At 68.4% G+C, this 24,124-nt stretch carries 17 protein-coding genes and 2 rRNA genes; 6 read left to right on the forward strand and 13 right to left on the reverse strand.

Annotation, left to right across the window (positions count from 1 at the left end):
• Window positions 1-42: 42 nt before the first annotated feature.
• Complete coding sequence (locus tag AC792_RS09025) at window positions 43-1,443, reverse strand: cation:dicarboxylate symporter family transporter (RefSeq protein WP_049830205.1); 1,401 nt, start codon at window positions 1,441-1,443, stop codon at window positions 43-45.
• Between the two features lie 222 nt (window positions 1,444-1,665).
• Between AC792_RS09025 and AC792_RS09030 the strand changes: the two genes are divergently transcribed.
• The 6 genes from AC792_RS09030 to AC792_RS09055 all read left to right on the forward strand — a co-directional run bounded on the left by AC792_RS09030 (window position 1,666) and on the right by AC792_RS09055 (window position 8,721).
• Window positions 1,666-3,405, forward strand: coding sequence for a sensor histidine kinase (locus AC792_RS09030; RefSeq protein WP_082177610.1), 1,740 nt, complete (start codon window positions 1,666-1,668; stop codon window positions 3,403-3,405).
• Entirely contained in the window at window positions 3,402-4,124 is a 723-nt protein-coding gene (locus AC792_RS09035; protein ID WP_049830206.1) for a response regulator, read from the forward strand. The genes AC792_RS09030 and AC792_RS09035 overlap by 4 nt, the downstream gene beginning before the upstream one ends.
• Before the next feature lie 229 nt (window positions 4,125-4,353).
• On the forward strand, window positions 4,354-5,001 hold the full coding sequence (locus tag AC792_RS09040; RefSeq protein ID WP_049830207.1) for a GntR family transcriptional regulator: 648 nt from the start codon (window positions 4,354-4,356) through the stop codon (window positions 4,999-5,001).
• Between the two features lie 30 nt (window positions 5,002-5,031).
• Complete coding sequence (locus tag AC792_RS09045) at window positions 5,032-6,552, forward strand: MmgE/PrpD family protein (protein ID WP_049830208.1); 1,521 nt, start codon at window positions 5,032-5,034, stop codon at window positions 6,550-6,552.
• Between the two features lie 13 nt (window positions 6,553-6,565).
• On the forward strand, window positions 6,566-7,504 hold the full coding sequence (prpB, locus tag AC792_RS09050) for a methylisocitrate lyase (RefSeq protein WP_049830209.1): 939 nt from the start codon (window positions 6,566-6,568) through the stop codon (window positions 7,502-7,504).
• 71 nt (window positions 7,505-7,575) lie between these two features.
• On the forward strand, window positions 7,576-8,721 hold the full coding sequence (locus tag AC792_RS09055) for a bifunctional 2-methylcitrate synthase/citrate synthase (RefSeq protein ID WP_049830210.1): 1,146 nt from the start codon (window positions 7,576-7,578) through the stop codon (window positions 8,719-8,721).
• On the opposite strand, the gene AC792_RS09060 is transcribed toward AC792_RS09055, so the two are convergent.
• The 12 genes from AC792_RS09060 to AC792_RS09115 all read right to left on the reverse strand — a co-directional run bounded on the left by AC792_RS09060 (window position 8,682) and on the right by AC792_RS09115 (window position 23,848).
• Window positions 8,682-9,317, reverse strand: coding sequence for an 8-oxo-dGTP diphosphatase (locus tag AC792_RS09060; RefSeq protein WP_235436578.1), 636 nt, complete (start codon window positions 9,315-9,317; stop codon window positions 8,682-8,684). The genes AC792_RS09055 and AC792_RS09060 overlap by 40 nt on opposite strands.
• A complete protein-coding gene (locus tag AC792_RS09065; protein WP_049830211.1) occupies window positions 9,304-10,263 on the reverse strand; it encodes a site-specific tyrosine recombinase XerD in 960 nt (319 codons plus the stop codon). The genes AC792_RS09060 and AC792_RS09065 overlap by 14 nt, the downstream gene beginning before the upstream one ends.
• A gap of 5 nt (window positions 10,264-10,268) precedes the next feature.
• Window positions 10,269-10,949, reverse strand: coding sequence for an NUDIX domain-containing protein (locus AC792_RS09070; RefSeq protein WP_049830212.1), 681 nt, complete (start codon window positions 10,947-10,949; stop codon window positions 10,269-10,271).
• A 2-nt stretch (window positions 10,950-10,951) separates the two neighbouring features.
• Window positions 10,952-12,655, reverse strand: coding sequence for a CTP synthase (locus AC792_RS09075; protein ID WP_049830213.1), 1,704 nt, complete (start codon window positions 12,653-12,655; stop codon window positions 10,952-10,954).
• Complete coding sequence (gene recN / locus AC792_RS09080) at window positions 12,652-14,379, reverse strand: DNA repair protein RecN (RefSeq protein ID WP_049830214.1); 1,728 nt, start codon at window positions 14,377-14,379, stop codon at window positions 12,652-12,654. The genes AC792_RS09075 and recN overlap by 4 nt, the downstream gene beginning before the upstream one ends.
• A complete protein-coding gene (locus tag AC792_RS09085) occupies window positions 14,376-15,299 on the reverse strand; it encodes an NAD kinase (protein WP_049830215.1) in 924 nt (307 codons plus the stop codon). The genes recN and AC792_RS09085 overlap by 4 nt, the downstream gene beginning before the upstream one ends.
• Complete coding sequence (locus AC792_RS09090) at window positions 15,296-16,144, reverse strand: TlyA family RNA methyltransferase (RefSeq protein ID WP_049830216.1); 849 nt, start codon at window positions 16,142-16,144, stop codon at window positions 15,296-15,298. The genes AC792_RS09085 and AC792_RS09090 overlap by 4 nt, the downstream gene beginning before the upstream one ends.
• Window positions 16,131-16,379 carry a hypothetical protein gene (locus tag AC792_RS09095; RefSeq protein WP_049830217.1) on the reverse strand — a complete coding sequence of 83 codons (249 nt, stop codon included), beginning with the start codon at window positions 16,377-16,379 and terminating at the stop codon, window positions 16,131-16,133. Before AC792_RS09095 ends, AC792_RS09090 begins: the two co-directional genes overlap by 14 nt.
• Before the next feature lie 261 nt (window positions 16,380-16,640).
• Window positions 16,641-17,630: an HAD-IIA family hydrolase gene (locus AC792_RS09100; protein WP_049830218.1), complete on the reverse strand. Its 990-nt coding sequence runs from the start codon at window positions 17,628-17,630 to the stop codon at window positions 16,641-16,643.
• Window positions 17,623-18,606: a hypothetical protein gene (locus tag AC792_RS17755; RefSeq protein ID WP_235436579.1), complete on the reverse strand. Its 984-nt coding sequence runs from the start codon at window positions 18,604-18,606 to the stop codon at window positions 17,623-17,625. The genes AC792_RS09100 and AC792_RS17755 overlap by 8 nt, the downstream gene beginning before the upstream one ends.
• Window positions 18,607-20,258: 1,652 nt before the next feature.
• Window positions 20,259-20,375 (reverse strand): 5S ribosomal RNA (gene rrf / locus AC792_RS09110).
• A gap of 312 nt (window positions 20,376-20,687) precedes the next feature.
• Window positions 20,688-23,848 (reverse strand): 23S ribosomal RNA (locus AC792_RS09115).
• Window positions 23,849-24,124 lie beyond the last annotated feature (276 nt).

Below are 24,124 nucleotides of genomic sequence, written 5' to 3' on the forward strand. Positions count from 1 at the left end.
GGCGCCGCCGTCGTCGTGGTCAGGGCTCGTGGCCCGGCGGGATCAGCGCGTCGGGGGTCCGTCGACGGCCGCCGCGGTGGTGACGGCCGAGCTCTCCTCGACGTCGTTGTCGTCGTCGAAGCGGTGGTCGGTGGTCATGGTGGCCTCGTCGAACGGCATGCGGCCGTCGAGCACCTCGTCCACGCGGGCCCGGTCGATCTCCTTCGTCCAGGTGCCGATGAGGACGGTCGCCACGGCGTTGCCGGTGAAGTTGGTCAGCGCACGGGCCTCGGACATGAAGCGGTCGATGCCGACGATGAGCCCGACACCGTCCACCAGGTCGGGGCGGTGCGACTGCAGGCCGCCGGCGAGGGTGGCCAGGCCGGCGCCGGTGACACCGGCTGCTCCCTTGGACGCGATGATCATGAAGGCCAGCAGGGAGACCTGCTCGCCGAGTTCCAGCGGCTTGCCGAGCGCCTCGGCCACGAACAGGGCCGCCATGGTCAGGTAGATCGCGGTCCCGTCCAGGTTGAACGAGTACCCGGTGGGCACGGTGACGCCGACCACCGGCTTGGAGACGCCGAGGTGCTCCATCTTGGCGATCAGGCGGGGAAGGGCGGCTTCGGAGGACGAGGTGCTGAAGATCAGCAGGTACTCGCGGCCGAGGTACTTCATGAGCTTGAAGATGTTCACGCCCGTCGCCAGTTTCAGCAGGCCGCCGAGGACGACCGCGATGAACAGGGCGCACGTGAGGTAGAAGGCGATCATGAGCGTCGCCATGCTGATGATGGCCTGCACGCCGGTCTCGCCGACGACGGCGGCGATCGCGCCGAAGGCACCGATGGGCGCGAGCCACATGATCATGATGAGGATGCGGAACACCAGAGCCTGGATGTGGCCGATGCCGCGGAGGATCGGACGGCCGGCGGAGCCCATCTTCTGCAGGGCGAATCCGACGAGCAGTGCCACGAAGAGGGTCTGCAGGATGCTGGGCCCCGTCAGCGCGGACAGCAGCGTGGTGGGGATGATGCCGATCAGGAACCCGACGGTGCCCTCGGGTGCGCCCTCGGCCGCGGCGGGAATCTCGTACGTCGAGGACGAGATGTCCAGTCCTTCACCGGGCTGGATCAGGTTCCCGACCACGAGACCGATCCCGAGCGCGAAGGTGGACATCACCATGAAGTACCCCAGGGCGAGACCGCCCACCTTGCCGACGGTCGCGGCCTTCGCGATGGAGCCGACGCCGAGCACGATCGTGCAGAAGATGATCGGGGCGATCATCATCTTGATCAGGTTGATGAAGGCGGTGCCGATCGGCTTCAGTCCCTTGGCGAACTCGGGTGCGGCCAGACCGAGGACCGCGCCGAGGACGACGGCGACGATGACGGCGATGTACAGGAAATGGGTCTTGTCGACCCTCTTGCGGGGTTGTGCAGGTCCGCTCTCGGACCGCGATGGCGCCATAGCCATGGAGTTCTCCCTGGGGGTGGGCCGCCCGGCTGCACCGGCCGCCGGAGGTCGTTCTCCGGCTGCGGGGTCCTCCCGGGAAGCGTAGTGTTGGGTGTTTCCACACCATCGTGACAGCAAAGTGATCCAGATCACCGTTGAGTTCATACTGTTCATGACCAGCTGCGCCCGGCCGTCCCCGGCGGCCGCCCCCGGACCGGGAAGGAGCAGGATCCCCGCGTGAGTCGCTGGAGCCTCGCCCGGCAGTACTTCCTGGTCCAGCTCGTGTTCGTCCTGGTGCTCTCCCTGTCCCTGTCCGTGATCCTCTACGCCGACGCGGCACGGAGCGTGAACGACGCCGCGGCCGAGCGGATGGTCGCCGTCTCCACGACGATCGCGCTCGACCCGGCGGTGCTCCGCGCCGTGGAGGAGCCCGACCCGTCGTCCGTCCTGCAGCCCTACGCCGTCGACATCATGGACCAGCTGGGCGTCGATTTCGTCACGATCATGGCGACGGACCGGACGCGGTTCACCCATCCCGATCCGGAGCAGATCGGCAAGCCCTACATCGGCTCGGTGACGCAGGCCCTGGCCGGCGGGACGTACACCGAGACCTACGCGGGTACCCTCGGGCCGTCCATCCGCTCGATCGCGCCGGTCCTCGACGACGCCGGCCGGGTACGGGCGATGGTGGCCGCCGGGATCACGGTGGACCGGGCCGCGATCGCCCGGAACGCGCAGCTCCCCCTCGTCGCGGCCATAGCCCTCGGGGCCCTGGCGGCAGGAGCCCTCGCCTCGTTCCTGCTGAGCCGTCGGCTGCGCGATGCGACCCTCGGCATGGGACCGGACGACCTCTCGCGCACCTTCGTGTTCTACGACTCCGTCCTCCACTCCGTGCGCGAGGGCCTGCTGCTGACCGATGCCCGGGGTCGCCTGGTCCTCTACAACGACCAGGCCGCCCGGCTGCTCGGGCTCGACGGGACACCGGAACCGGTCCAGGCGGCCCGACTCGCGGTCGCGGCCTCCCTCCGGGACCTGCTGGCCTCGGGACGGAGGGCCCACGACGAGGTGCACCTGACGGACAGCCGGGTACTCCTGGTGAACCAGGAACCGGCCGTGCCACCGACCCCGGCCGGACGCGCCGCACATCATCCGGGCGCCCTGGGCACCGTGACCACGTTGCGCGACCACACCGAGATCGAGGCCCTGACCGGGCAGGTGGAGACCATGCGCACGCTCACCGACGCGCTGCGCTCGCAGACCCACGAGCACGCGAACCGCCTGCACACCATCGTCTCGCTCGTGGAGCTCGGGAGGAACGCCGAGGCGCTCGAGTTCGCCACCCGCGATCTGCAGCAGTCGCAGCGACTCACGGACGAGGTGCTCCACGCCGTGGACGAGCCGTTCATCGCCGCGCTCCTCGTCGGGAAGGCGGCCCAGGCCCACGAACGCGGGATCGAACTCGTGCCGGACATCGCCGCGGGCACCGGGACCACGGGACTGGACCCGGTGGACCTGGTGACCGTGATCGGCAACCTGCTCGACAACGCACTCGACGAGGCCGCGGCGTCGGAGGAACCCCGCGTGGCCCTCGGGGTACGGAGGGCGCAGGGCCGTGACGGCGCGCCGCTGCTGGAGATCGTCGTCGAGGACAGCGGGAACGGGCTCCCCGAGTCGGAGAAGGCCAGGGTGTTCGAGTTCGGCTACACCACCAAGCAGGACCAGGGCTGCCCGGGCCCCGGTCGGGGGATCGGCCTGGCCCTCGTCGGTCAGGCCGTGCAACGCTGCCGCGGGCACGTCGAGGTCACGGACACGGAACTCGGCGGGGCCCGCTTCACCGTCCGGCTCCCCGTACCCACACCACCGCCGGATGCCACGGACGCCCCGGACGCCCTCGACACCGGGGGCGGCTCCCGGAACCACACCGCGGGCCCTCCGGCGGACGGCGCTGCGCCCGGGCACACCGGCGGTACGGGATGAGCGGGATCCGCGTCCTGGTGGTGGAGGACGATCCGGTGGCCGCCGAGGCCCATGCGGAGTACGTGCGCCGGATGACCGGCTTCGACCTCGTGGGGACGGTACGCAGCGGGGCCGAGCTCGCCGTGTTCCTCCGGCTCGCGGGCACACCCGGGCCGGCCACGGCCGGCGTCGACCTGATCCTGCTCGACATGAATCTCCCGGACGTGCACGGTCTGGACGTCGTCCGCCGCGTCCGTGCGCTCGGTCTCCCCGTCGACGTCATCGCCATCACCGCGGTCCGCGACCTGCGGGTGGTCCGCTCGGCGATCTCCTCCGGGATCGTGCAGTACCTGATCAAACCGTTCACCTTCTCCGCGTTCCAGGAGAAGCTCGGCGCCTACCAGGAGTTCCGGCGGACCCTGGTGGAGCAGACCTCGGTGACCACGCAGGCGGACGTGGATCACGCCTTCGCCTCGCTGCGGACCGCGGGTGGGGGGACGACGCTCCCGAAGGGGCTCTCGGCCGAGACGCTCCGCGGGGTCTCCGCCTTCCTCGCGACGTGCTCCGCGCCCACCTCGGCCACGGAGGTGTCCGAGGCACTGGCGATCTCCAGGGTCACGGCCAGGCGCTACCTCGAGTACCTGGCGGACCAGCAGTCCGTGCAGCGTTCGTCCCGCTACGGGTCGAGAGGACGTCCCGAGTTCGAGTACGGTCTGCCCGACGGCAGTGCGGCCCACTGACGCGGGTGGCCGGGACCGCACCGAGGGAGAGCGATCCGGGACGACGACAGGATTAGATGACAGGGACTCGATGACACGAGGATGTATACACAGCGTCCGGTGTGTTCCGTCGGGAAGGGTGATGGCTTGCGCCTGACACCCGGTGTGCATACATTGATGGCAGCGGAGGGCTTCGGTATCCTCGAGCACCACCGCTGACCGGATATCACGCGGAGGGACGGGAGGCGGCATGCGCGCCAGCGACCGCGCCTACGCGGCCCTCCACGCGGACATCCTCGAGTGGCGGCTCTCCCCCGGGGACGTCCTGGCCGAGGTGGAGCAGTCCGCCCGGCTCGGTGTGTCGAGGACCCCGCTGCGTGAGGCCCTGACGCGGCTGGTCGCCGACGGCCTCGCCACCCCGCACACCGGTCGCGGCGTGGTGGTCTCCACCGTCTCCCTGACGGCCGTGGCCGACCTGTTCGACGTCCGGCTGCCCCTCGAGTGCGCTGCCGCGCGGCTCGCGGCCCACCGTGGTGATCCTGCTGCCTTCTCGGCGCTCGCCGGGGAGTTCGGTGCTGCCGCGCGACTCATCGACGACGACGGACGGCGACCGGACTACTACGCCCTGGTGGCGCGGCTGGACGACGAGATCGACGCCGCGGCGCGGAACCCGTACCTGCTCCGGGCCCAGCGACCCGTCCGGACGCAGCTGGCCCGGATCCGTCGGCTGGCCAGGGACGACACCGCACGTCTCCTGGCCTCGGCGCGCGAGCACGAGCAGATCGCCGTCGCCCTGGGCCGTGGCAACGCGGACCTGGCGGAGGCCTCCGTGCGGGTCCACCTCCACAACAGCCTCGAGCACCTGCTCGCCCCGCGCGCGGGTGCCAGCACCCCCTGACAGACCGAGTACCGAGATGAGAGGAACACCATGGTCGAGCTCCACCCCGTCCGCGTCCACCGCAGCGAGGAGAACCTGCCGCGTGCGCAGCAACTCGCCTGGAAGATCGCCGAGGTGGCCGCCGACCCCGTGGCGGTGACACCGGAGGTGGCGGACATGGTGGTCAACCGGATCATCGACAACGCGTCCGTGGCGATCGCCTCGTTGAACCGGGCCCCCGTGGTGGCGGCCCGTGCCCAGGCGGCCACCCATCCCGTGTCCGCCTCCGGGGCGGGTGCCCTGGTGTTCGGGACGGACTCCCCCGTCTCGGCGGAGTGGGCCGCCTGGGCCAACGGGGTGGCCGTCCGGGAGCTGGACTACCACGACACGTTCCTGGCCGCCGACTACTCCCACCCCGGCGACAACATCCCGCCCGTCCTCGCCGCCGCGCAGCACACCGGCGCGTCAGGACACGACCTCGTGCGCGCGATCGCCACCGGGTACGAGATCCAGGTGGATCTCGTGAAGGCCATCTGCCTCCACGAGCACAAGATCGACCACGTGGCGCACCTCGGTCCCTCCGCCGCCGCCGGCATCGGCACGCTGCTGGGACTCGAGCCCGAGGTGATCTTCCACGCCGTCGGCCAGGCGCTCCACACCACCACCGCCACCCGGCAGTCCCGGAAGGGCGAGATCTCCACCTGGAAGGCGCACGCCCCGGCGTTCGCGGGCAAGATGGCGATCGAGGCCGTGGACCGCGCCATGCGCGGGCAGACCTCGCCCACCCCCATCTACGAGGGTGAGGACGGCGTGATCGCCTGGCTGCTCGACGGACCGGGCGCGGCCTACGAGGTGCCGCTGCCGGGCGCCGGCGAGGCGAAGCGCGCGATCCTCGACACCTACACGAAGGAGCACTCGGCGGAGTACCAGGCGCAGGCCTGGATCGACTTGGCACGGAGGCTGCACGGTGCGCACCCCGAGGTCACCGACCCGGCCAACGTGGTCTCCGTGGTGATCTCCACCTCGCACCACACGCACCACGTCATCGGGTCCGGCGCGGGCGACCCCCAGAAGTACAGCCCCACCGCGACCCGCGAGACGCTCGACCACTCCATCCCCTACATCTTCACGGTGGCGCTGCAGGACGGCAGGTGGCACCACGAGGACTCCTACGCGCCGGAACGGGCGGCACGCCCGGACACCGTGGCCCTCTGGCACAAGGTGACCACCCTCGAGGACGCGGAATGGACCCGCCGCTACCACTCCCTGGACATCGCCGAGAAGGCCTTCGGCGGACGGGTGGAGATCACCCTGACGGACGGCACGGTGATCTCCGACGAGATCGCCGTCGCGGATGCCCACCCGCTCGGGGCCCGGCCCTTCGCCCGCGCCGACTACGTGGCCAAGCTGAGGATGCTGGCCGCCGGCGTCGTCGACGACGCCGAGCTGGAGAGGTTCCTCACCGCCGTCGAGCAGCTGCCGGAGCTGCCGGCGGGGGCCCTCGGGGCGCGCAACATCGTGGCCCGCCCCAGCCACCTCGATGCGGCCGCCGCGCCGCAGGGACTCCTGTAGGAAGGGCCGGACCATGCTGTACTCGAACATCACCCCCGAGGCCAAGCGACGCACACTGCGCGCCGCCCTCGCCTCCGGGCGCCTCCAGCAGTTCCCGGGAGCGTTCAACCCGCTGTCGGCGCGACTCATCGAGGACAAGGGGTTCGACGGCGTCTACATCTCGGGTGCGGTGATCGCCGCCGATCTCGGCCTGCCGGACATCGGCCTGACCACGCTGACCGAGGTGACGCAGCGCGCCGGGCAGATCGCGCGGATGACGGACCTGCCCGCGATCGTGGACGCGGACACCGGCTTCGGTGAACCGATGAACGTGGCCCGCACCGTGCAGGAACTCGAGAACGCGGGGCTCGCGGGCTGCCACATCGAGGACCAGGTCAATCCCAAGCGCTGCGGGCACCTCGACGGCAAGAACGTGGTGGACCTGGACACCGCCGTCCAGCGGATCAGGGCCGCGGCGGATGCCCGGCGCGATCCGGACTTCCTCGTCATGGCCCGCACGGATCTCCGCGGGACGGACACCCTCGCGGCCACGCAGGACCGGTGCCGCGCGCTCGTGGAGGCGGGTGCGGACGCCATCTTCCCCGAGGCGATGCGCGATCTCGACGAGTTCCGTGCCGTCCGGGCGGCCGTGGACGTCCCGATCCTCGCGAACATGACCGAGTTCGGCAAGAGCGAGCTCTTCACCGTGGAGCAGCTGCAGGACGCCGGTGCCACGATGGTGATCTACCCGGTCACCCTGCTGCGTAGTGCGATGGGCGCCGCCGAACGTACGCTGGACTCGATCAGGGCCCACGGCACCCAGGAGCACGGTGTGGCCGACATGCAGACGCGGCGCCGGCTCTACGACCTGGTGGACTACGAGGGGTACACCAGGTTCGACTCGTCCGTCTTCGACTTCGAGGTCCCCGGCAGCCCGCGCCGCCCGGGCGATGCCGATCAGGCGGCTCGCTGATCCGAGCGGTCGGCGCCGCACGGACCGGGTACCAGCACCAGCACCAGCACCAGCACCAGGGAGGAACCACCATGGCAGAGGCAGACATCCGCAAGGGGCTCGCGGGGGTCGTGGTGGACACCACGGCGATCTCCAAGGTCAATCCCGAGACGAACTCGCTGCTGTACCGGGGGTATCCCGTGCAGGAGCTGGCGGCGCACCGGCAGATCGAGGACGTGGCCCAGCTGCTGTGGACCGGTGAGCTGCCGGACGCGGCGCAGCGGCACACGGCGGACGCGTTCGAGCGGGCCCACCGGGCCCTCCCCGCCGCGGTGATCGCCGCCGTCGACCTGCTTCCGCCCACCGCCCATCCCATGGACGTGGCCCGTACCGCGGTCTCGGTGCTCGGTGCCGCGCATCCGCTGGCCGGGGACAGCTCGCGGGAGGCCGAGCTGGAGAAGGCCGCGGCCCTCTTCGCGGTGTTCCCGGCCGTGGTGGCCTACGACCAGCGGCGCCGGCGCGGGCAGGAGCTCGTGGAACCGCGGGACGATCTCGGGTACGCGGCGAACTTCCTGTGGATGACCTTCGGCGAGGAGGCGCCGGCGGAGGTGGTGCGCGCCTTCGACGTCTCGATGGTGCTGTACGCCGAGCACTCCTTCAACGCCTCCACCTTCACCGCGCGCGTGATCACCTCCACCCTCGCCGATCTGCACTCGGCGGTCACGGGCGCCATCGGCGCCCTCAAGGGTCCCCTCCACGGCGGGGCCAACGAGGCCGTCATGCACACCTTCGAGGAGATCGGGATCCGGCAGGACGAGTCCGCCGAGGACGCCACCGCCCGCGCGAAGGCCTGGATGGAGGACGCCCTCGCGGCGAGGAAGAAGGTCATGGGCTTCGGTCACCGCGTGTACAAGAACGGCGACTCCCGGGTGCCCACCATGAAGGCCGCCCTCGACGCCATGATCGAGTACTACGGCCGCGGTGAGATCCTCGGCCTGTACCGGGGGCTGGAGACCGCGATGGAGGAGGCCAAGGGCATCAAACCGAACCTCGACTACCCCGCCGGCCCCGTGTACCACCTCATGGGGTTCGACACCGGGATGTTCACCCCGCTCTTCATCGCCGCGCGGATCACCGGGTGGACGGCGCACATCATGGAGCAGCGGGCCGCGAACTCACTGATCCGTCCGCTGAGCGTCTACGACGGCCCGGACGAACGGCACGTGGACGCCTCCTGATCCTCCCCACGCACCGAGGCGCTCGCCACGCCCCGGTTGTCCTCCGCCATCACGATCCGGGCGTCGACCCGACGGTTCGGGAGGAACGCAGGTAACCAGTGGCGGGCGTCCTGCCACATGCCGTCCCACGGGATTGCGTCCAAGGTGTACCAGTGCGGCTCGATCTCCTCGGTGGTCCGTGCCGTCACGGCCCCGACGTCCGCCGTGAACAGGAAAGCGGTCATGTTGGAGCGGGGCGCTGCGGGGAAGGACCACGTGACGCGCCCCGCCGCCTCCAGCTCCCCCGGCTCCAGGCGGATCGAGCTCTCCTCGGCCACTTCGCGCACCGCCGCGTCCAGGGCGGTCTCGGAGCCGTCGATCTTCCCGCCCAGGGCCACGATCCGGCCCGCGCCGAAGCCGGTGCGCTTCAGACCCAGCAGCACCTCCTCCACTCCGTCCCGTGTGCGGAAGAGGAAGCACAGGGTGACGCAGCGGTGCGCCACGCCGTCGATGTCCAGCCACTCCCCCAGCCCGACCGGGCGGGTGCCCCCGGCCACGCGGCCGTGCCCTGCCGGCGAGTGCTCGGACGCGCCGCCGTCGCCGTCAGGAGTGCGCACGGGGGTGTGCTGCGGCGTAGACCTCGCGCAGGGTGTCGGCGGTGACGAGCGTGTACACCTGCGTGGTGGTGACGGAGGCGTGGCCGAGCAGCTCCTGCACCACCCGCACGTCCGCGCCGCCCTCGAGCAGATGGGTGGCGAAGGAGTGCCGCAGCGTCTGCGGCGAGACCTCCCGCTCCACCCCGGCCCGTTCCGTGGCGGCCCTGAGGATGCTCCACGCGCTCTGGCGGCTCAGCCGCCCCCCGCGCACGTTGAGGAACAGCGCGGGGCTCCCCTCGCCCTTCGCGGCGAGGGCGGGCCGCCCCTGCGCCAGGTACGCCTCGACGGCCTGCGCCGCGTAGGAGCCCACCGGCACCAGTCGTTCCCCGAACCCCCTGCCCGGCAGCCGGACGACGGCGGGCCCCCGGAGGGCATCGGTCGCCGGGACGTCGTCGACGTCGACGCCCACGGCCTCGCTGATCCTCGCGCCGGTGGAGTAGAGGAACTCGAGCAGTGCACGATCACGCCGGCCCGACGCCGTGCCGGTGTCCACGGCCTCGAGGATCCGTACCACGTCCTCGACCGGGACGGCCTTCGGCAGCCGCCGGCCGGTCATGGGCGGGTGCACGTCCCGGGCGGGATCGTCCTCGGTGACCCCCTCCAGCGCCCAGAACCGGTGGAGGCCGCGCACCGCGACGATCGTGCGGGCGGCCGAGCGGGGGCTCAGGGGTGCCATGCCGTCCTCACCCGTGGTGACGGCCCGGGCGAAGGCGGAGACCTCGTCCTGCCCGATCCTGCCAGCCTCCGTGGTGCCGCGGGCGTCGAGGAACAGCTGGTAGCGGCGCAGGTCCCTCCGGTAGGCGGCGAGGGTGTTCGCGGACAGGCCCCGTTCCACCGTCATGTGCTGCAGGTAGTCGCGGACGAGGACGCCCAGTGGTCCGTCGTCGCCGGGTTCGGGGTCCGCCATGGTGCTCAGTCCTCGAGCACGGCACCACGTGGCCAGGTGGAGTGCCGGCTGGGGTGTTCCGGCCAGTCGGTGGTGGCCGGGCGGAGCTGCGCGAAGCCGTTCTCCCTGGCCACCCGTACGGCGAGGATGGCCGCGACGGCGGACGGGCTGTGGATCCGCCCCTCGAGAACCGCCGTCACGGCGTCGTCCAGGTCCACCCACCGGAGCTCGATCTCGGCTTCCTCGTGCGTCCGGGTGTGGCGCTCGGCCTCGGGCACCTCGCCGACGCCGCGGGCCAGATAGATGCGGAGCGCCTCGGAGGAGGAACCCGGTGAGAGGAAGAGATCGACGAGGACGTCCCAGCGGTCGGCCGTGAGATCGGCCTCCTCCGCCAGTTCGCGTGCTGCGGCGTCCCGGAAGTCCTCACCCTCCTCGTCCAGCAGACCGGCGGGGATCTCCCACAGGGTCATGCGCACCGGATGGCGGTACTGGCGCAGCAGCAGGACGCGATCGGCGTCGTCGAGCACCAGGACCGCCACGGCACCGGGGTGGGAGATGTAGTCGCGGGTGATCGGGTCGGTGTCCTCGTCCAGGGCGAACCTGTCGCTCACCACGTCCCAGATCCGCCCCCGGTACACCGTCTCGGTGCTCAGGCGGCGCCGCGGGCTCTGCTCGTCGGCGAAGCCTCCCGCGTCCTGGACGGCCATGCTCAGGCCTTCCCGCCGCGCACGTCGAGGGCCGCCTTGACGAGCCCCGCGAACAGCGGGTGCGGACGCGTGGGACGCGAGCTCAGTTCCGGGTGTGCCTGGGTGGACACGTAGTAGGGGTGCACGTCCCTGGGCAGCTCGGCGAACTCCACGAGCTCGCCGTCCGTGGTGGTGCCGGAGAAGACCAGGCCCGCCTCGGCGATCTGCCCGCGGAACTCGTTGTTCACCTCGTAGCGGTGGCGGTGACGTTCGAACACCGTGGTCCTCCCGCCGTACGTGGCCGAGACCACCGAGCCCTCCTGGAGCTTCGCCTCCCAGCGTCCCAGGCGCATGGTTCCACCCATGTCGCCCTCGCCGGCCACGATCTCGAGCTGCTCGGCCATGGTGGCGATCACGGGGTACTCGGTGTCGGGCTCGAACTCGCTGGAGGAGGCGCCCTCGAGGCCCACCACGTTGCGGGCGTACTCGATCACCATGCACTGGAGCCCGAGGCACAGGCCCAGGGTGGGGATCCGGTGCTCACGCGCGTAGGTCAGCGCCCCGAGCTTGCCCTCGAGACCGCGGATACCGAACCCGCCCGGTACGCACACGGCGTCCACACCCTCCAGTGCGGCCCGCGCGCCCTCGGGGGTCTCGCACTCGTCGGAGGGCACCCACTTGATCGTCACCTTCGTCTTGTTCGCGAACCCGCCGGCTCGCAGTGCCTCGGTGACGGAGAGGTACGCGTCCGGGAGGTCGATGTACTTGCCCACGAGGGCCACCTCGACGAAGTGCTTGGGGTTGTGGACCACCTCGAGGAGCTTGTTCCACTTGGTCCAGTTCACGTCCTTGAACTTGAGGTCCAGGGCCTGGACGATGTAGGCGTCCAGGCCCTGCGCGTGGAGCGTCTTCGGGATGTCGTAGATGCTGGGGGCGTCGGCCGCGTTCACCACGGCGTCGATGTCGACGTCGCACATGCGGCCAATCTTCTCCCGCATGGCGGCCGGCACCTCGCGGTCGGACCGGATCACGATGGCGTCGGGCTGGATGCCGATGGAACGCAGCGTGGCCACGGAGTGCTGCGTCGGCTTCGTCTTCAGCTCCTGCGACGGCCCGATGTAGGGGACGAGGGACACGTGGAGGAAGAACACGTTGTTCCTCCCGATGTCCTGGCGGACCTGCCGCGCCGACTCGAGGAAGGGCTGCGACTCGATGTCACCCACCGTCCCGCCGATCTCGGTGATGATGACGTCGGGCGCCTTCTTGCCGGGCGACGCCTCGGCGGGCAGCCGCATCCGGCGCTTGATCTCGTCGGTGATGTGCGGGATGACCTGCACGGTGTCCCCGAGGTACTCACCGCGACGCTCCTTCGCGATCACGCTGGAGTACACCTGGCCGGTGGTCACGTTCGCCGACCCGTCGAGGTTCTCGTCGAGGAAGCGCTCGTAGTGCCCGATGTCGAGATCCGTCTCGGCGCCGTCGTCGGTCACGAACACCTCACCGTGCTGGAAGGGGTTCATGGTGCCGGGGTCGACGTTGAGGTACGGGTCGAGCTTCTGCATGGTCACGGAGAGGCCTCGCGCCCTCAGGAGGTGACCCAGGCTGGACGCCGTCAGTCCCTTGCCGAGTGAGGAGGCCACGCCACCAGTCACGAAGATGTGCTTGGTTGTAGCGGACTTGAGGAACCGGGAGTTTGTTTGCTGCACCACGGGGTTCGAGACTATCACCGAGTGACCGTGCGCGCGGCATCCGCGAGCAGTTCCTCGGCGTGGGCCCGCGCCGAGGCGGAGTCCTCCTGGCCCGCGAGCATCCGCGCCAGCTCCCGGACACGCTCGTCGTCGGGCAGCACCTCCACGTCGCTCGCGGTGACGCCGCCACCGCCGTCCTCGCGTGTGACGTTCTTGGTCACCCGGATGTGCCGGGCCGCGAAGGCCGCCACCTGCGGGAGATGGGTCACCACGATCACCTGGACGTGCTCCGCCAGCATGGCGAGGCGACGCCCGATCTCCACGGCCGCCTTCCCGCCGACACCGGCGTCCACCTCGTCGAACACGAAGGTGGGAACGGGGTCGACGGCGGCCAGGACCACCTCGATCGCGAGCATCACCCGCGAGAGCTCACCGCCGGAGGCCCCCTTGCCCAGGGCTCGGGGCGCGGAGCCCGGGTGCGGCTGCAGGGTGAAGGTGATCTCGTCCGCGCCGTGGACGGTCAGGGCCTCGGCGGGGGTGACCTCGATCAGCAGCCGGGCGTCCGGCATCGCGAGGGCCGTGAGCTCGTCGCTGACCCGCCCCGCCAGGGTGTCCGCCGCCGTACGTCGTAGTCCGGAGAGGGTGGCGGCCAGCTCGTCGACCTCGCGGTCGAGCTCCACGATTACGTCGTCGAGTTCCTCCACGCGTGTGGAGTCGGAACCGAGTTCGAGCAGGCGCTTCACGGCGTCCTCCTGCCAGGCCAGCACCTCGTCGACGGACGGGGCGTACTTGCGCAGGAGCACCGAGAGGGCGGCCCGGCGCGATTCCACCTCCTCCAGCCTGCCCGCACCCTCGCCGTCGAGGGCGGTGCCGTACCCGGCCAGCTCGGCGGAGATGTCCGCCAGGAGGTACCCCACCTCGGCCACGCGTTCGGAGAGCTTCCCGAGCTCGGCATCGTGCTCGGCCACGGACTCGAGCTGACGGCGTGCCTCGTCCACGAGCGAGACCGCATCGGCTCCGGCACCGATCTCCTCCGAGACCAGTGCCTGGTGGGCCACCAGTGCCGCGGTGCGCAGTTCCTCCAGGTTGCCGAGACGCATGGATTCCGCCTTGAGCGCGGCGTCCTCACCCGGCTGCGGTTCCAGGTCGCCGATCTCCTTCAGCGCCGACTCGAGGCCCTCGGCCTCGCGTACCCGTTCCCTCGCCTCGCTGCGCAGCCGATCCCGCTCGGCCAGTGCGTCGCGCCGGCGCCGGAAGGTGTCCGCGTACGCCGTGAGGACCCGCTCGACCGCCTTCCCGCCGAACTTGTCGAGTGCCTGGCGCTGCGCCGGTGCCCCCTTGAGCCGGAGCTGGTCCGACTGCCCGTGCACCACCACGAGCTCGTCGCCGAGTTCTGCGAGGACCCCGATGGGCGCGCTGCGGCCGCCGACGAAGGCGCGGCTGCGGCCCTCCCCCGTCACGGTGCGGGCGAGGATGAGCTCGACTCCGCCGTCGTGCTCCTCCAGCTCCGCTCCCGCCTCCGCGGCGCGTACCGCCGCCGGGCTCGCCGGATCCAGGCGCAGCACGGCCTCGGCGGACGCCGACCTGGCGTTCAACCGTACGGCCCCGGCGTCGGACCGGGCTCCGCGCAGGAGCCCGAGTGCCGTGATCACCATGGTCTTGCCGGCACCGGTCTCACCGGTCACCACCGTCAACCCGGGCCCCAGTCGCAGCGTCGCGTCGGTGATGACGCCGAGGTCGCGGATCCGCATCTCCTCGATCATCGCGTCCCCCCTTCCTGGTGGATCGGACCGCGCCAGCCCTGGATGGGGAGCTGGAACTTCCGGACGAGACGTTCCGAGAACGGCGTCTGACGGGTTCGCGCCAGGCGCACCGGATGCTCCGACGCCCGGACCTCGACGCGTGACCCGGGCGGCAGGTCGATGCTGCGGCGCCCGTCGCACCAGAGCACACCGGCGGCCTCCGTGCGGGTCAGGATCTCCACGGCGAGCACCGACGTCGGCGCGACGACGAGCGGCTTGGCGAAGAGCGCATGGGCGCTGATGGGCACCATGAGCAGCGCCTCCACCCCCGGCCAGACGATGGGACCGCCGGCCGAGAAACCGTAGGCGGTGGAACCGGTGGGCGTGGCGAGCACCACGCCGTCGCAGCCGAAGGAGCTCACGGGGCGTCCGTCCACCTCCAGGACCACCTCGATCATGCGTTCCCGGTTGACCTTCTCGATCGCCGCCTCGTTGAGGGCCCAGCTCCGCCCGATGAGCTCACCGCTGTGCCACACGAGGACCTCGATGGTGGTGCGTTCCTCCACCGTGTAGCTGCGGTCGGCCACCCAGCGCACCGTCTCCTCGAGGTCGGCGCGCTCGCTCTCGGCGAGGAACCCCACGTGTCCGAGGTTGACCCCGAGCAGCGGTACGTCCGCCTCGCGCACCAGCTCCGCGGCACGGAGGATGGTGCCGTCCCCGCCCAGTACCATGACGAGCTCTACGTCGGCCAGGCCCACGTCGTCGCCCAGGATCTCCGCGGTCGCGGCCAGCTCGCCGTACTCACCCTGGATGTCGGCGAGCTCCTCGGGCCGCATGACCGGCTGCAGCCCGAAGTCGTGCAGCCGGGTGCAGGCCTCCTGGGCGGCGATCATCGCGTTCCTGCGGCCGGTGTGCGCTAGCACCAGGATTCGTCTAGTCATCGAGCTCCGTCGTTGTCGGTGGTGCGGCGCGAGTCGGCGAAGAGACCGCTCTGCTCGAGCGCATGCTCCATCGGCCGGTCCAGCTCCCCCTCGATCCTAGGCATCAATCGCGCCGGCGGCACCTTTGTCCACACGAAGTACTCCAGGTTGCCGTCCTGCCCGGGCAACGAGCTACGGGCGATCCCGGAGACGTCCAGACCGGTGCCCAGCGCCGAACGCACCACACCTGCCACGGCATCACGCCGGGCCTCGTGCGAGGTGACCACGCCCAGTCTGTTCAGCCGGCTCCGGCCCACCTCGAACTGGGGTTTGACCATCAGGAGCAGCTCACCTCCGGCTCTGGTGGCGCCCGCCAGTGCCGGGAGCACCAGGGTGAGCGAGATGAAGGACAGATCGGCGACGGTCAGATCCACCCGGCCGTCGATCTGCTCGGGTACGAGGTGACGCACGTTCATCCCCTCGTGGACCTGCACCCGGGGATCATCGCGGAGCTGCTGCACCAACTGACCGTGGCCCACGTCCACCGCCACGACCTCGCGGGCGCCCCGTCGGAGCAGCACATCCGTGAACCCGCCGGTGGATGCACCGGCATCCAGGCACCGCCTGCCGGTCGGGTCGATCGCCGGGAAGGCCGCCAGGGCGCCGTCGAGCTTGGTCCCCGCGCGGCTCACGTAGTCCTCACCGCGGTCCTCCACCTCGAGGACGTCCGAATCGGCGACGGGTGCGGACGCCTTGAGGAGTACCGCTCCGGCCCGGAGTACCCGCCCCGCCGAGATCAGCTGCGCGGCATGGGACCGGGAACGCGCGAGACCCCGGCCGACGAGTTCCTGGTCAAGCCGGGCCATGAGCACCCGCCCCCCGTGGTCCCGCTGCCGGGTTCAGTTCGTTGCTGAGCATCGCATGCACCTCGAGATACCGCGCGGCATGCTGGGTCACGGGCTCGTCGTCGAGGTCCTCGAGGACGGTGAGGATCGCATCCACGTGGGTGTCGCCCGTCCTGCTCGACGGCGATCCCTCCACCTCCGCACTCGCCGCGTCCGGTCCGTCCGCGTCCGGTCCCTCGATCGGCGCCTCGTCCACTACCCGGTCCTCCTGTTCATCCGTCGTCCACCCCTGCGCATCCCACCCGCGCACATCCTGCTCCCGCGCTTCCTGCTCCCGGTCGGTCCGACCTCGTCCCAGCTGGCCGGCCCGTGCGTCGACGGCCGCCGGGCAGGGACGCGCTCCACCGCCCCGCCCCCGATCGCAGTCCTGCACTCGTCACCGCGGAGCGGCGCCCGTCCCGTCGACCTCGAGGTCCTGCCGTTGCTCCTGGCCCGCCCGTGCACGTACCTCGCCCTCCTAGCGGATGGTCCCGAACTCGACCTCCGGTGTGTGCGCGGTGTCCTCGTCCGGATGAGCGGCCCACCACGCGGCGCAGGCAGCACGCCATGCGTCCAGGTCGTCCTCCCGACCGTCGACCCTGACGGTCCCCTCCATCACCCGGGCACTCGCTCCACCGCAGGAGTGCAGGCCGTCCTCGATCGTGATCGCAGGATACGCCTCGTACAGTGCTGCGAGGGAGGCGATCAGGTAGGTGGGACGCTGATCCGTCGCCGCGGCCAGAGCCGTCCTGACGGTGTCGACGCCAGTCAGCACCAGCGCCGTCGCCATCCCGGCGCGATTGCCGCCGAGGATGTCGGTGTCCAACCTGTCGCCGATCACGAGCGCACGGGCGACACCGGAGTGGTGGGCGGCGGTCCGGAACAGGGCTGCTTCCGGCTTCCCCGCCACCAGCGGCGACCTCCCGGTGGCTGCCGAGACCGCTGCCACGAGCGTCCCGTTACCCGGCGCGATGCCACGCTCCTGCGGGATGGACATGTCGGTGTTCGTCGCCACCCAGACCGCGCCCGCGGCGACGGCATACGCGGCCTCGGCAAGATCCCTCCACCCCAGCATCGGCGAGAACCCCTGGATGACGGCGTCGGGCTTCTCCTCGGCCGAGGCGACCACCCGGAGACCCTGGTCACGGACGGCGTCCGCCAGGGTCTCGCTCCCGGTCACGAGCACCGTGGCACCCGCGACCACCTGCTCCGCGAGGAGTTCGGCACCCGCCAGTGCGGAACCGAACACCTGCTCGGCCCGGGCCGGGGCACCGATGTCACGCAGATGGGCCGCGACCTGCCCGGAGGAGCGTGAGGCATTGTTCGTCACGTAGGCGAGACTCTTGCCCTCCTCGCCCAGGCGGGTGAGCGCCTCGGTGGCTCCCGGGACGGCGTCCGGTCCTGCGTACACCACGCCGTCCAGGTCGCTGAGCACGCCGTCGAACCCGTCGATCAGGCGGTCACTCATCGACGTCGTCCTTCGACGCCGGTGCTGCACCGGCGTCGGCATCGTCCCGGTCACCACCGGTATCGGCCATCCGGTCCGTCGCGGATGTCGGCCCGCCGTCGATGTCCACCCGTTCCGGTGCCACCTCTGCACCATCGGCGTCATGCTGCTTGCCCTCCGGATCGGCGGCTCCCTCCGTCTGCGGACCACCGTCCTCCGTCGGCTCGGCCGCGTGGCCGTCCGCGGTGGTCCCGATGTCTGTGCCCTCATCGGACGGCTCGTCCTGCCCGGAACCCGACTCGTCCTCCGTGGCCGGCCGGCCCGGGGTACCGAGGACGTCCGTCACCTTCGGCACCGGCATCAGTGCCTCCTCGTCGTCGTCCCCGAGGTCGATGATGCCGGGCTCGGTCTCGTCGTCGAGCCCGAGCGCCTTCTCCGCGACGGCGGCCTGACGACGCCAGGCACCGGACTCCTGGGACCGGCCCACGGCATCGAGGGCGTCTGCGTACACACGGAACAACCGAGGGCTGAAGGAGAACGCCCGGTGCAGGTCGAGCTGCGGGATCTCCAGTGCGGATACGGCTGCATCCGCCTGCCCGAGATCCGTCCGCGCGCCGGAGACCACCATTGCGAGCTCCGCCTTGCCGGCAGCGTCGAGGCTCTCCGCTTCGTCCCCGCGAGCCAGGTCCAGGGCCCGGTCTGGACGACCCAGCCCACGCTCGCAGTCGGCCATCACGGGAAGATGCACGTTCGAGCCGCTGATCCTCCGGAAGGTCCGGAACTCGCGGAGGGCCTCGCCGTAGTGACCGGCAGCGTATGCAGTGAGGCCCACGGCCTCACGTACCGCGGCCAGTCGTCCACCACGGCGGCTCGCCGCGAGGGCGTGCTGGAAGGCCAGTTCGGGGTCGACGTCAATCAGGCGGCCCGCCATCACGAGGTGTTTGGCCACCCACTGTGCACTGCGCTCCTCCAGATTGCGCACCTGTGCGCGGGTCACGCGGTCCAGCTCATCACCCTTGACGTCATCGTCGATCTCCGGTGAGCGTTCGCGGTCGGGGCGGTTGGCGCTTCTCAGGTCACGCGCGTTGTGCGTGCGCGGTGCATCGGGGGCAGGCTTGTCGAAGCGGCTCCCCGGACGTCGGTCCTCTCCACCACGACCACCGGCACCACGGGCTTCACGGTCCGTAGGTCGTCGGCCCGGCGCACCACGCTCGGTACTCCGATGACCTCCGCCCGAACGCCCTCCGGACGACGCCGACCCGGGCCGTCCCCGTTCTTCGGACGAGCGGCCCCGCCCGGATGATGCTCCGTGCCCGGCCGATCCGGATCGGCCGGCGGGATCCGTCCGTGCCGAGGAATCGGTGCGCGGGGTGACATCACGACCAGCTCCACGACCGCCGTCCCGGGACGCGCCGTCCCTCCGCTCACCCGAGCGGGGGGCGGAGGTGCTTCGTCCACCCGCGCGGTCCTTCCTCGGTCCACGCGTTCCACCGCCGTCCCTCGACGAGGACGCTCCGGGAGCGGGGCTCTTCTCCTGCCGCGCCGGTCGATCGTCGGGAGCTGAACGCGGTCCGTCGGTGCGGTTCCCACGCGGAGACTCGCGGCGCTCCTCGCCCCCCTTCGACGAAGGCGACGTCGCTGCTGATCCGTTCTGTTCGAGGGGGGCATCAGGACTCGACGTCCCGCCCTTCGCGCGCTGCTCGTACCCGACAGGGTACGCCGAACTGTTCACCGGGTCCTGCGCGCCTCTCTGCGGAGCAGGACCCTTTCCACCCGATGACTTCGATCCCCAGGAATGACGACGTCCGGCTCCACCCGATGTCTGCTGCTCGCCGTCCACGCTCTCCGCCCGGCCGCTCGTGCCGTCGTTCTCGTCGGTGTGCTTCTGCTCAGCCATCGCAGCGCGGTCCTCTCATCAGGTACCGGCACACGATGCCGGCGGATCTCTATTTTGCTGTGGGGGTACTCCACTATGGAACCACGAAGCGGACCGCGGACCCTCATCAGCGAGGCACGTCCCCGGACTGACGAGGATGCGCGCGGTGTCGACGAACGTGCTTCTCCTGCTCCCCTGCCGGTCTTCGCCGGTAGTGCTGGATCGTCCGGTTGGTCGCGGCACGGGTGCCGATGCCCGAGACGTACTGCTCGGAGTTCTCACCGCGGTGCCGGTGATTCCACGACACCGCCCATCAGTACTCGACATCGATGCGCGGCGCTGGTCGACACCGGGACTGTCGGCGTGGATGCAGCGCTGAAGCGCTGAGCAGCGTAGGCGCTCGGCTGCCTGCGATGGATGGTGCCCATGATGGTCGACTGCCATGTGTCCGTGTTGCGAGCGACTGCGTCGGAATACGATCGACGGCACCTGGACCGATTCGTGTCCGGGTTGAGTAGCTGCGTGACCTGTAGTCCGGCGGTAGTGCTCCGGATGCCGGGTTGTATCGTTGCCCGCACCACGCGCTGCCTCATTCGGGTGGGTGCCCCGGTCCTCTTGTGCCGGCCTCTGGAGCCTTGCGGGTGTCCCGCGGTCTTGTTCTGCGCGTGTGGGTCGCGTGCCCTGCCGGCTTGTTCTGCCGATGTGCTTGGGGTGGGTGGTTATGTGGGTGAGGCCCCCGCACCGGGTGGTGTGGGGGCCTCAGCCTAAGGGGTGTCCGGCGGTGTCCTACTCTCCCACACTCTCTCGGGTGCAGTACCATCGGCGCTGTGGGTCTTAGCTTCCGGGTTCGGAATGGGACCGGGCGTTTCCTCCACGCTATGACCGCCGTAACTCGTGTTACCGTCCCTGACCGGTGTCCACCGTGTCCGGGCCGTGTCCTACCCCCCTTTTGTGGGTGGGGTGGGGTGGCCGGTGGTGGTGTCGGTCGGGTGGTAAGTCTGTGGGTTACAACATGTATTCAGTTGTGGTGTTGTGGTTCACCTGGGTGGTGCAGGTGGTGTGTTCCCTGGTTGTTGGTCGGGAACCGCATAGTGGACGCGTAGCATGTGATCTTCACGTCACCCCGTGTGTCACCGGTGGGCTTCGTTCCTGGTACCTCGTTGCCGGGGTGCCGGGTTTCTGCTTGTGGTGGGGGTGGGTGTGTGGTGTAAGTTGTCGGCTTATTAGTACCGGTCAGCTTCGCAGGTCGTTAGTCCCTGCTTCCACATCCGGCCTATCAACCCAGTGGTCTGGCTGGGGGCCTCTCACACTCTAGGTGTAGGGAAATCTCATCTTGAAGCAGGCTTCCCGCTTAGATGCTTTCAGCGGTTATCCCATCCGAACGTAGCTAATCAGCGGTGCACTTGGCAGTACAACTGACACACCAGAGGTTCGTCCGTCCCGGTCCTCTCGTACTAAGGACAGCCCTTCTCAAATTTCCTGCGCGCGCAGCGGATAGGGACCGAACTGTCTCACGACGTTCTAAACCCAGCTCGCGTACCGCTTTAATGGGCGAACAGCCCAACCCTTGGGACCTACTCCAGCCCCAGGATGCGACGAGCCGACATCGAGGTGCCAAACCATGCCGTCGATATGGACTCTTGGGCAAGATCAGCCTGTTATCCCCGAGGTACCTTTTATCCGTTGAGCGACGGCCATTCCACAATGTGCCGCCGGATCACTAGTCCCGACTTTCGTCCCTGCTTGAGATGTCTCTCTCACAGTCAAGCTCCCTTGTGCACTTACACTCGCCACCTGATTGCCAACCAGGCTGAGGGAACCTTTGGGCGCCTCCGTTACTTTTTAGGAGGCAACCGCCCCAGTTAAACTACCCATCAGGCACTGTCCCTGACCCGGATTACGGGCCGAAGTTAGATATCCAGAGTGACCAGAGTGGTATTTCAACGATGACTCCACGCGAACTAGCGTCCGCCCTTCACAGTCTCCCACCTATCCTACACAAGCCACACCGAACACCAATACCAAACTATAGTGAAGGTCTCGGGGTCTTTCCGTCCTGCTGCGCGTAACGAGCATCTTTACTCGTACTGCAATTTCGCCGAGTTTATGGTTGAGACAGCGGGGAAGTCGTTACTCCATTCGTGCAGGTCGGAACTTACCCGACAAGGAATTTCGCTACCTTAGGATGGTTATAGTTACCACCGCCGTTTACTGGGGCTTAAATTCCCAGCTTCGTCCCACGCAAGCGTGAAACTAACCGGTCCTCTTAACCTTCCAGCACCGGGCAGGAGTCAGTCCGTATACATCGTCTTGCGACTTCGCACGGACCTGTGTTTTTAGTAAACAGTCGCTTCCCCCTGGTCTCTGCGGCCCCGATCCGCCTCCCCACAGCTAGTGTGGTTCACAGTTGGGGCCCCCCTTCTCCCGAAGTTACGGGGGCATTTTGCCGAGTTCCTTAACCATAATTCTCTCGATCGCCTTAGTATTCTCTACCTGATCACCTGTGTCGGTTTGGGGTACGGGCGGCTAGAACCTCGCGCCGATGCTTTTCTAGGCAGCATAGGATCACCGAATCCCCCCATACGGGGGTCCCATCAGATCTCAGACCCGGTATCGAAACCAGAACCACGGATTTGCCTATGGTTCGTCCTACATCCTTAGACCGGGACTACCATCGCCCGGCTCGGCTACCTTCCTGCGTCACACCTGTTAATACGCTTACCTCCCGAGATCAGTATCCCGCGATCCACAAAAAACCACGTCACCACAAGGGTGGGCGGTCATGCTTCTGGCGGTTAGTATCCCTCGATCAGTATTGGCGGTTCTTCGCCGGTACGGGAATATCAACCCGTTGTCCATCGACTACGCCTGTCGGCCTCGCCTTAGGTCCCGACTTACCCAGGGCAGATTAGCTTGACCCTGGAACCCTTGATCATTCGGCGGACGGGTTTCTCACCCGTCTTTCGCTACTCATGCCTGCATTCTCACTCGTGTGGGCTCCACCGCTGGTTTACACCGCGACTTCACTGCCCACACGACGCTCCCCTACCCATCCACACCCCTGAACTCAGGAAACACGAGGTCTCCGGCTTGGGATACATGTGAATGCCACAACTTCGGCGGTGTACTTGAGCCCCGCTACATTGTCGGCGCGGAATCACTTGACCAGTGAGCTATTACGCACTCTTTCAAGGGTGGCTGCTTCTAAGCCAACCTCCTGGTTGTCTGGGCAACTCCACATCCTTTCCCACTTAGCACACGCTTAGGGGCCTTAGTTGGTGGTCTGGGCTGTTTCCCTCTCGACTATGAAGCTTATCCCCCACAGTCTCACTGCTGCGCTCTCACTTACCGGCATTCGGAGTTTGGCTGACGTCAGTAACCTTGTAGGGCCCATTAGCCATCCAGTAGCTCTACCTCCGATAAGAAACACGCAACGCTGCACCTAAATGCATTTCGGGGAGAACCAGCTATCACGAAGTTTGATTGGCCTTTCACCCCTACCCACAGCTCATCCCCTCCATTTTCAACTGAAGTGGGTTCGGTCCTCCACGACGTCTTACCGTCGCTTCAACCTGGCCATGGGTAGATCACTTCGCTTCGGGTCTAGATCACGCCACTCTGAACGCCCTCTTCAGACTCGCTTTCGCTACGGCTTCCCCACACGGGTTAACCTCGCGACGTAACACTAACTCGCAGGCTCATTCTTCAAAAGGCACGCTGTCACAACAACAAGGCTGCTCCAACGGTTTGTAGGCACACGGTTTCAGGTACTATTTCACTCCCCTCCCGGGGTACTTTTCACCTTTCCCTCACGGTACTGGTCCGCTATCGGTCATCAGGGAGTATTTAGGCTTACCAGGTGGTCCTGGCAGATTCGCACGGGATTTCTCGGGCCCCGTGCTACTTGGGATCCTCTCCAAACGGCGTCACGCATTACGGTTACGGGACTTACACCCTCTCCGGCCGGCCTTTCAAGACCGTTCACCTATACGCACGCACTCATTTCACCAATCCGGCAGAACTGGTACGGAAAGTCCCACAACCCCAGTGATGCAACGCCCGCCGGCTATCACACACCACTGGTTTAGCCTGATCCGCGTTCGCTCGCCACTACTGACGGAATCACTATTGTTTTCTCTTCCTGTGGGTACTGAGATGTTTCACTTCCCCACGTTCCCTCCACGTACCCTATGTGTTCAGATACGGGTCACCCGGTCACTCGCGCGCCGGGCGGGGTTTCCCCATTCGGACATCCTGGGATCAACGTTCGGTTATCAACTCCCCCAGGCTTATCGCAGATTCCCACGTCCTTCTTCGGCTCCTGATGCCAAGGCATCCACCGTGTGCCCTTAAAAACTTGACCACAAAGATCAAAAACATATCGAGAAAATCAGGAACGATCCGAAGACCGAAACCAGATTTATCTTAGAAATTGCTTCTTTTTAAGATGCTCGCGTCCACTATGCAGTTCTCAACCAACAACCCCAACACACCCCCACACACCCTCCCGGAGAACACCGGAAGACCCCGAACCCGGGGACACGTGCGCAAGACCTGCGCGGGAACACCAGAAACAACCGAACCCCCTCCACCCCACACCCCAGCACCCGCCTCTTATACCCATCTGACGCCGCCGCGG

Source organism: Arthrobacter sp. RIT-PI-e (genome assembly GCF_001187915.1).
Lineage (GTDB): Bacteria > Actinomycetota > Actinomycetes > Actinomycetales > Micrococcaceae > Arthrobacter_D.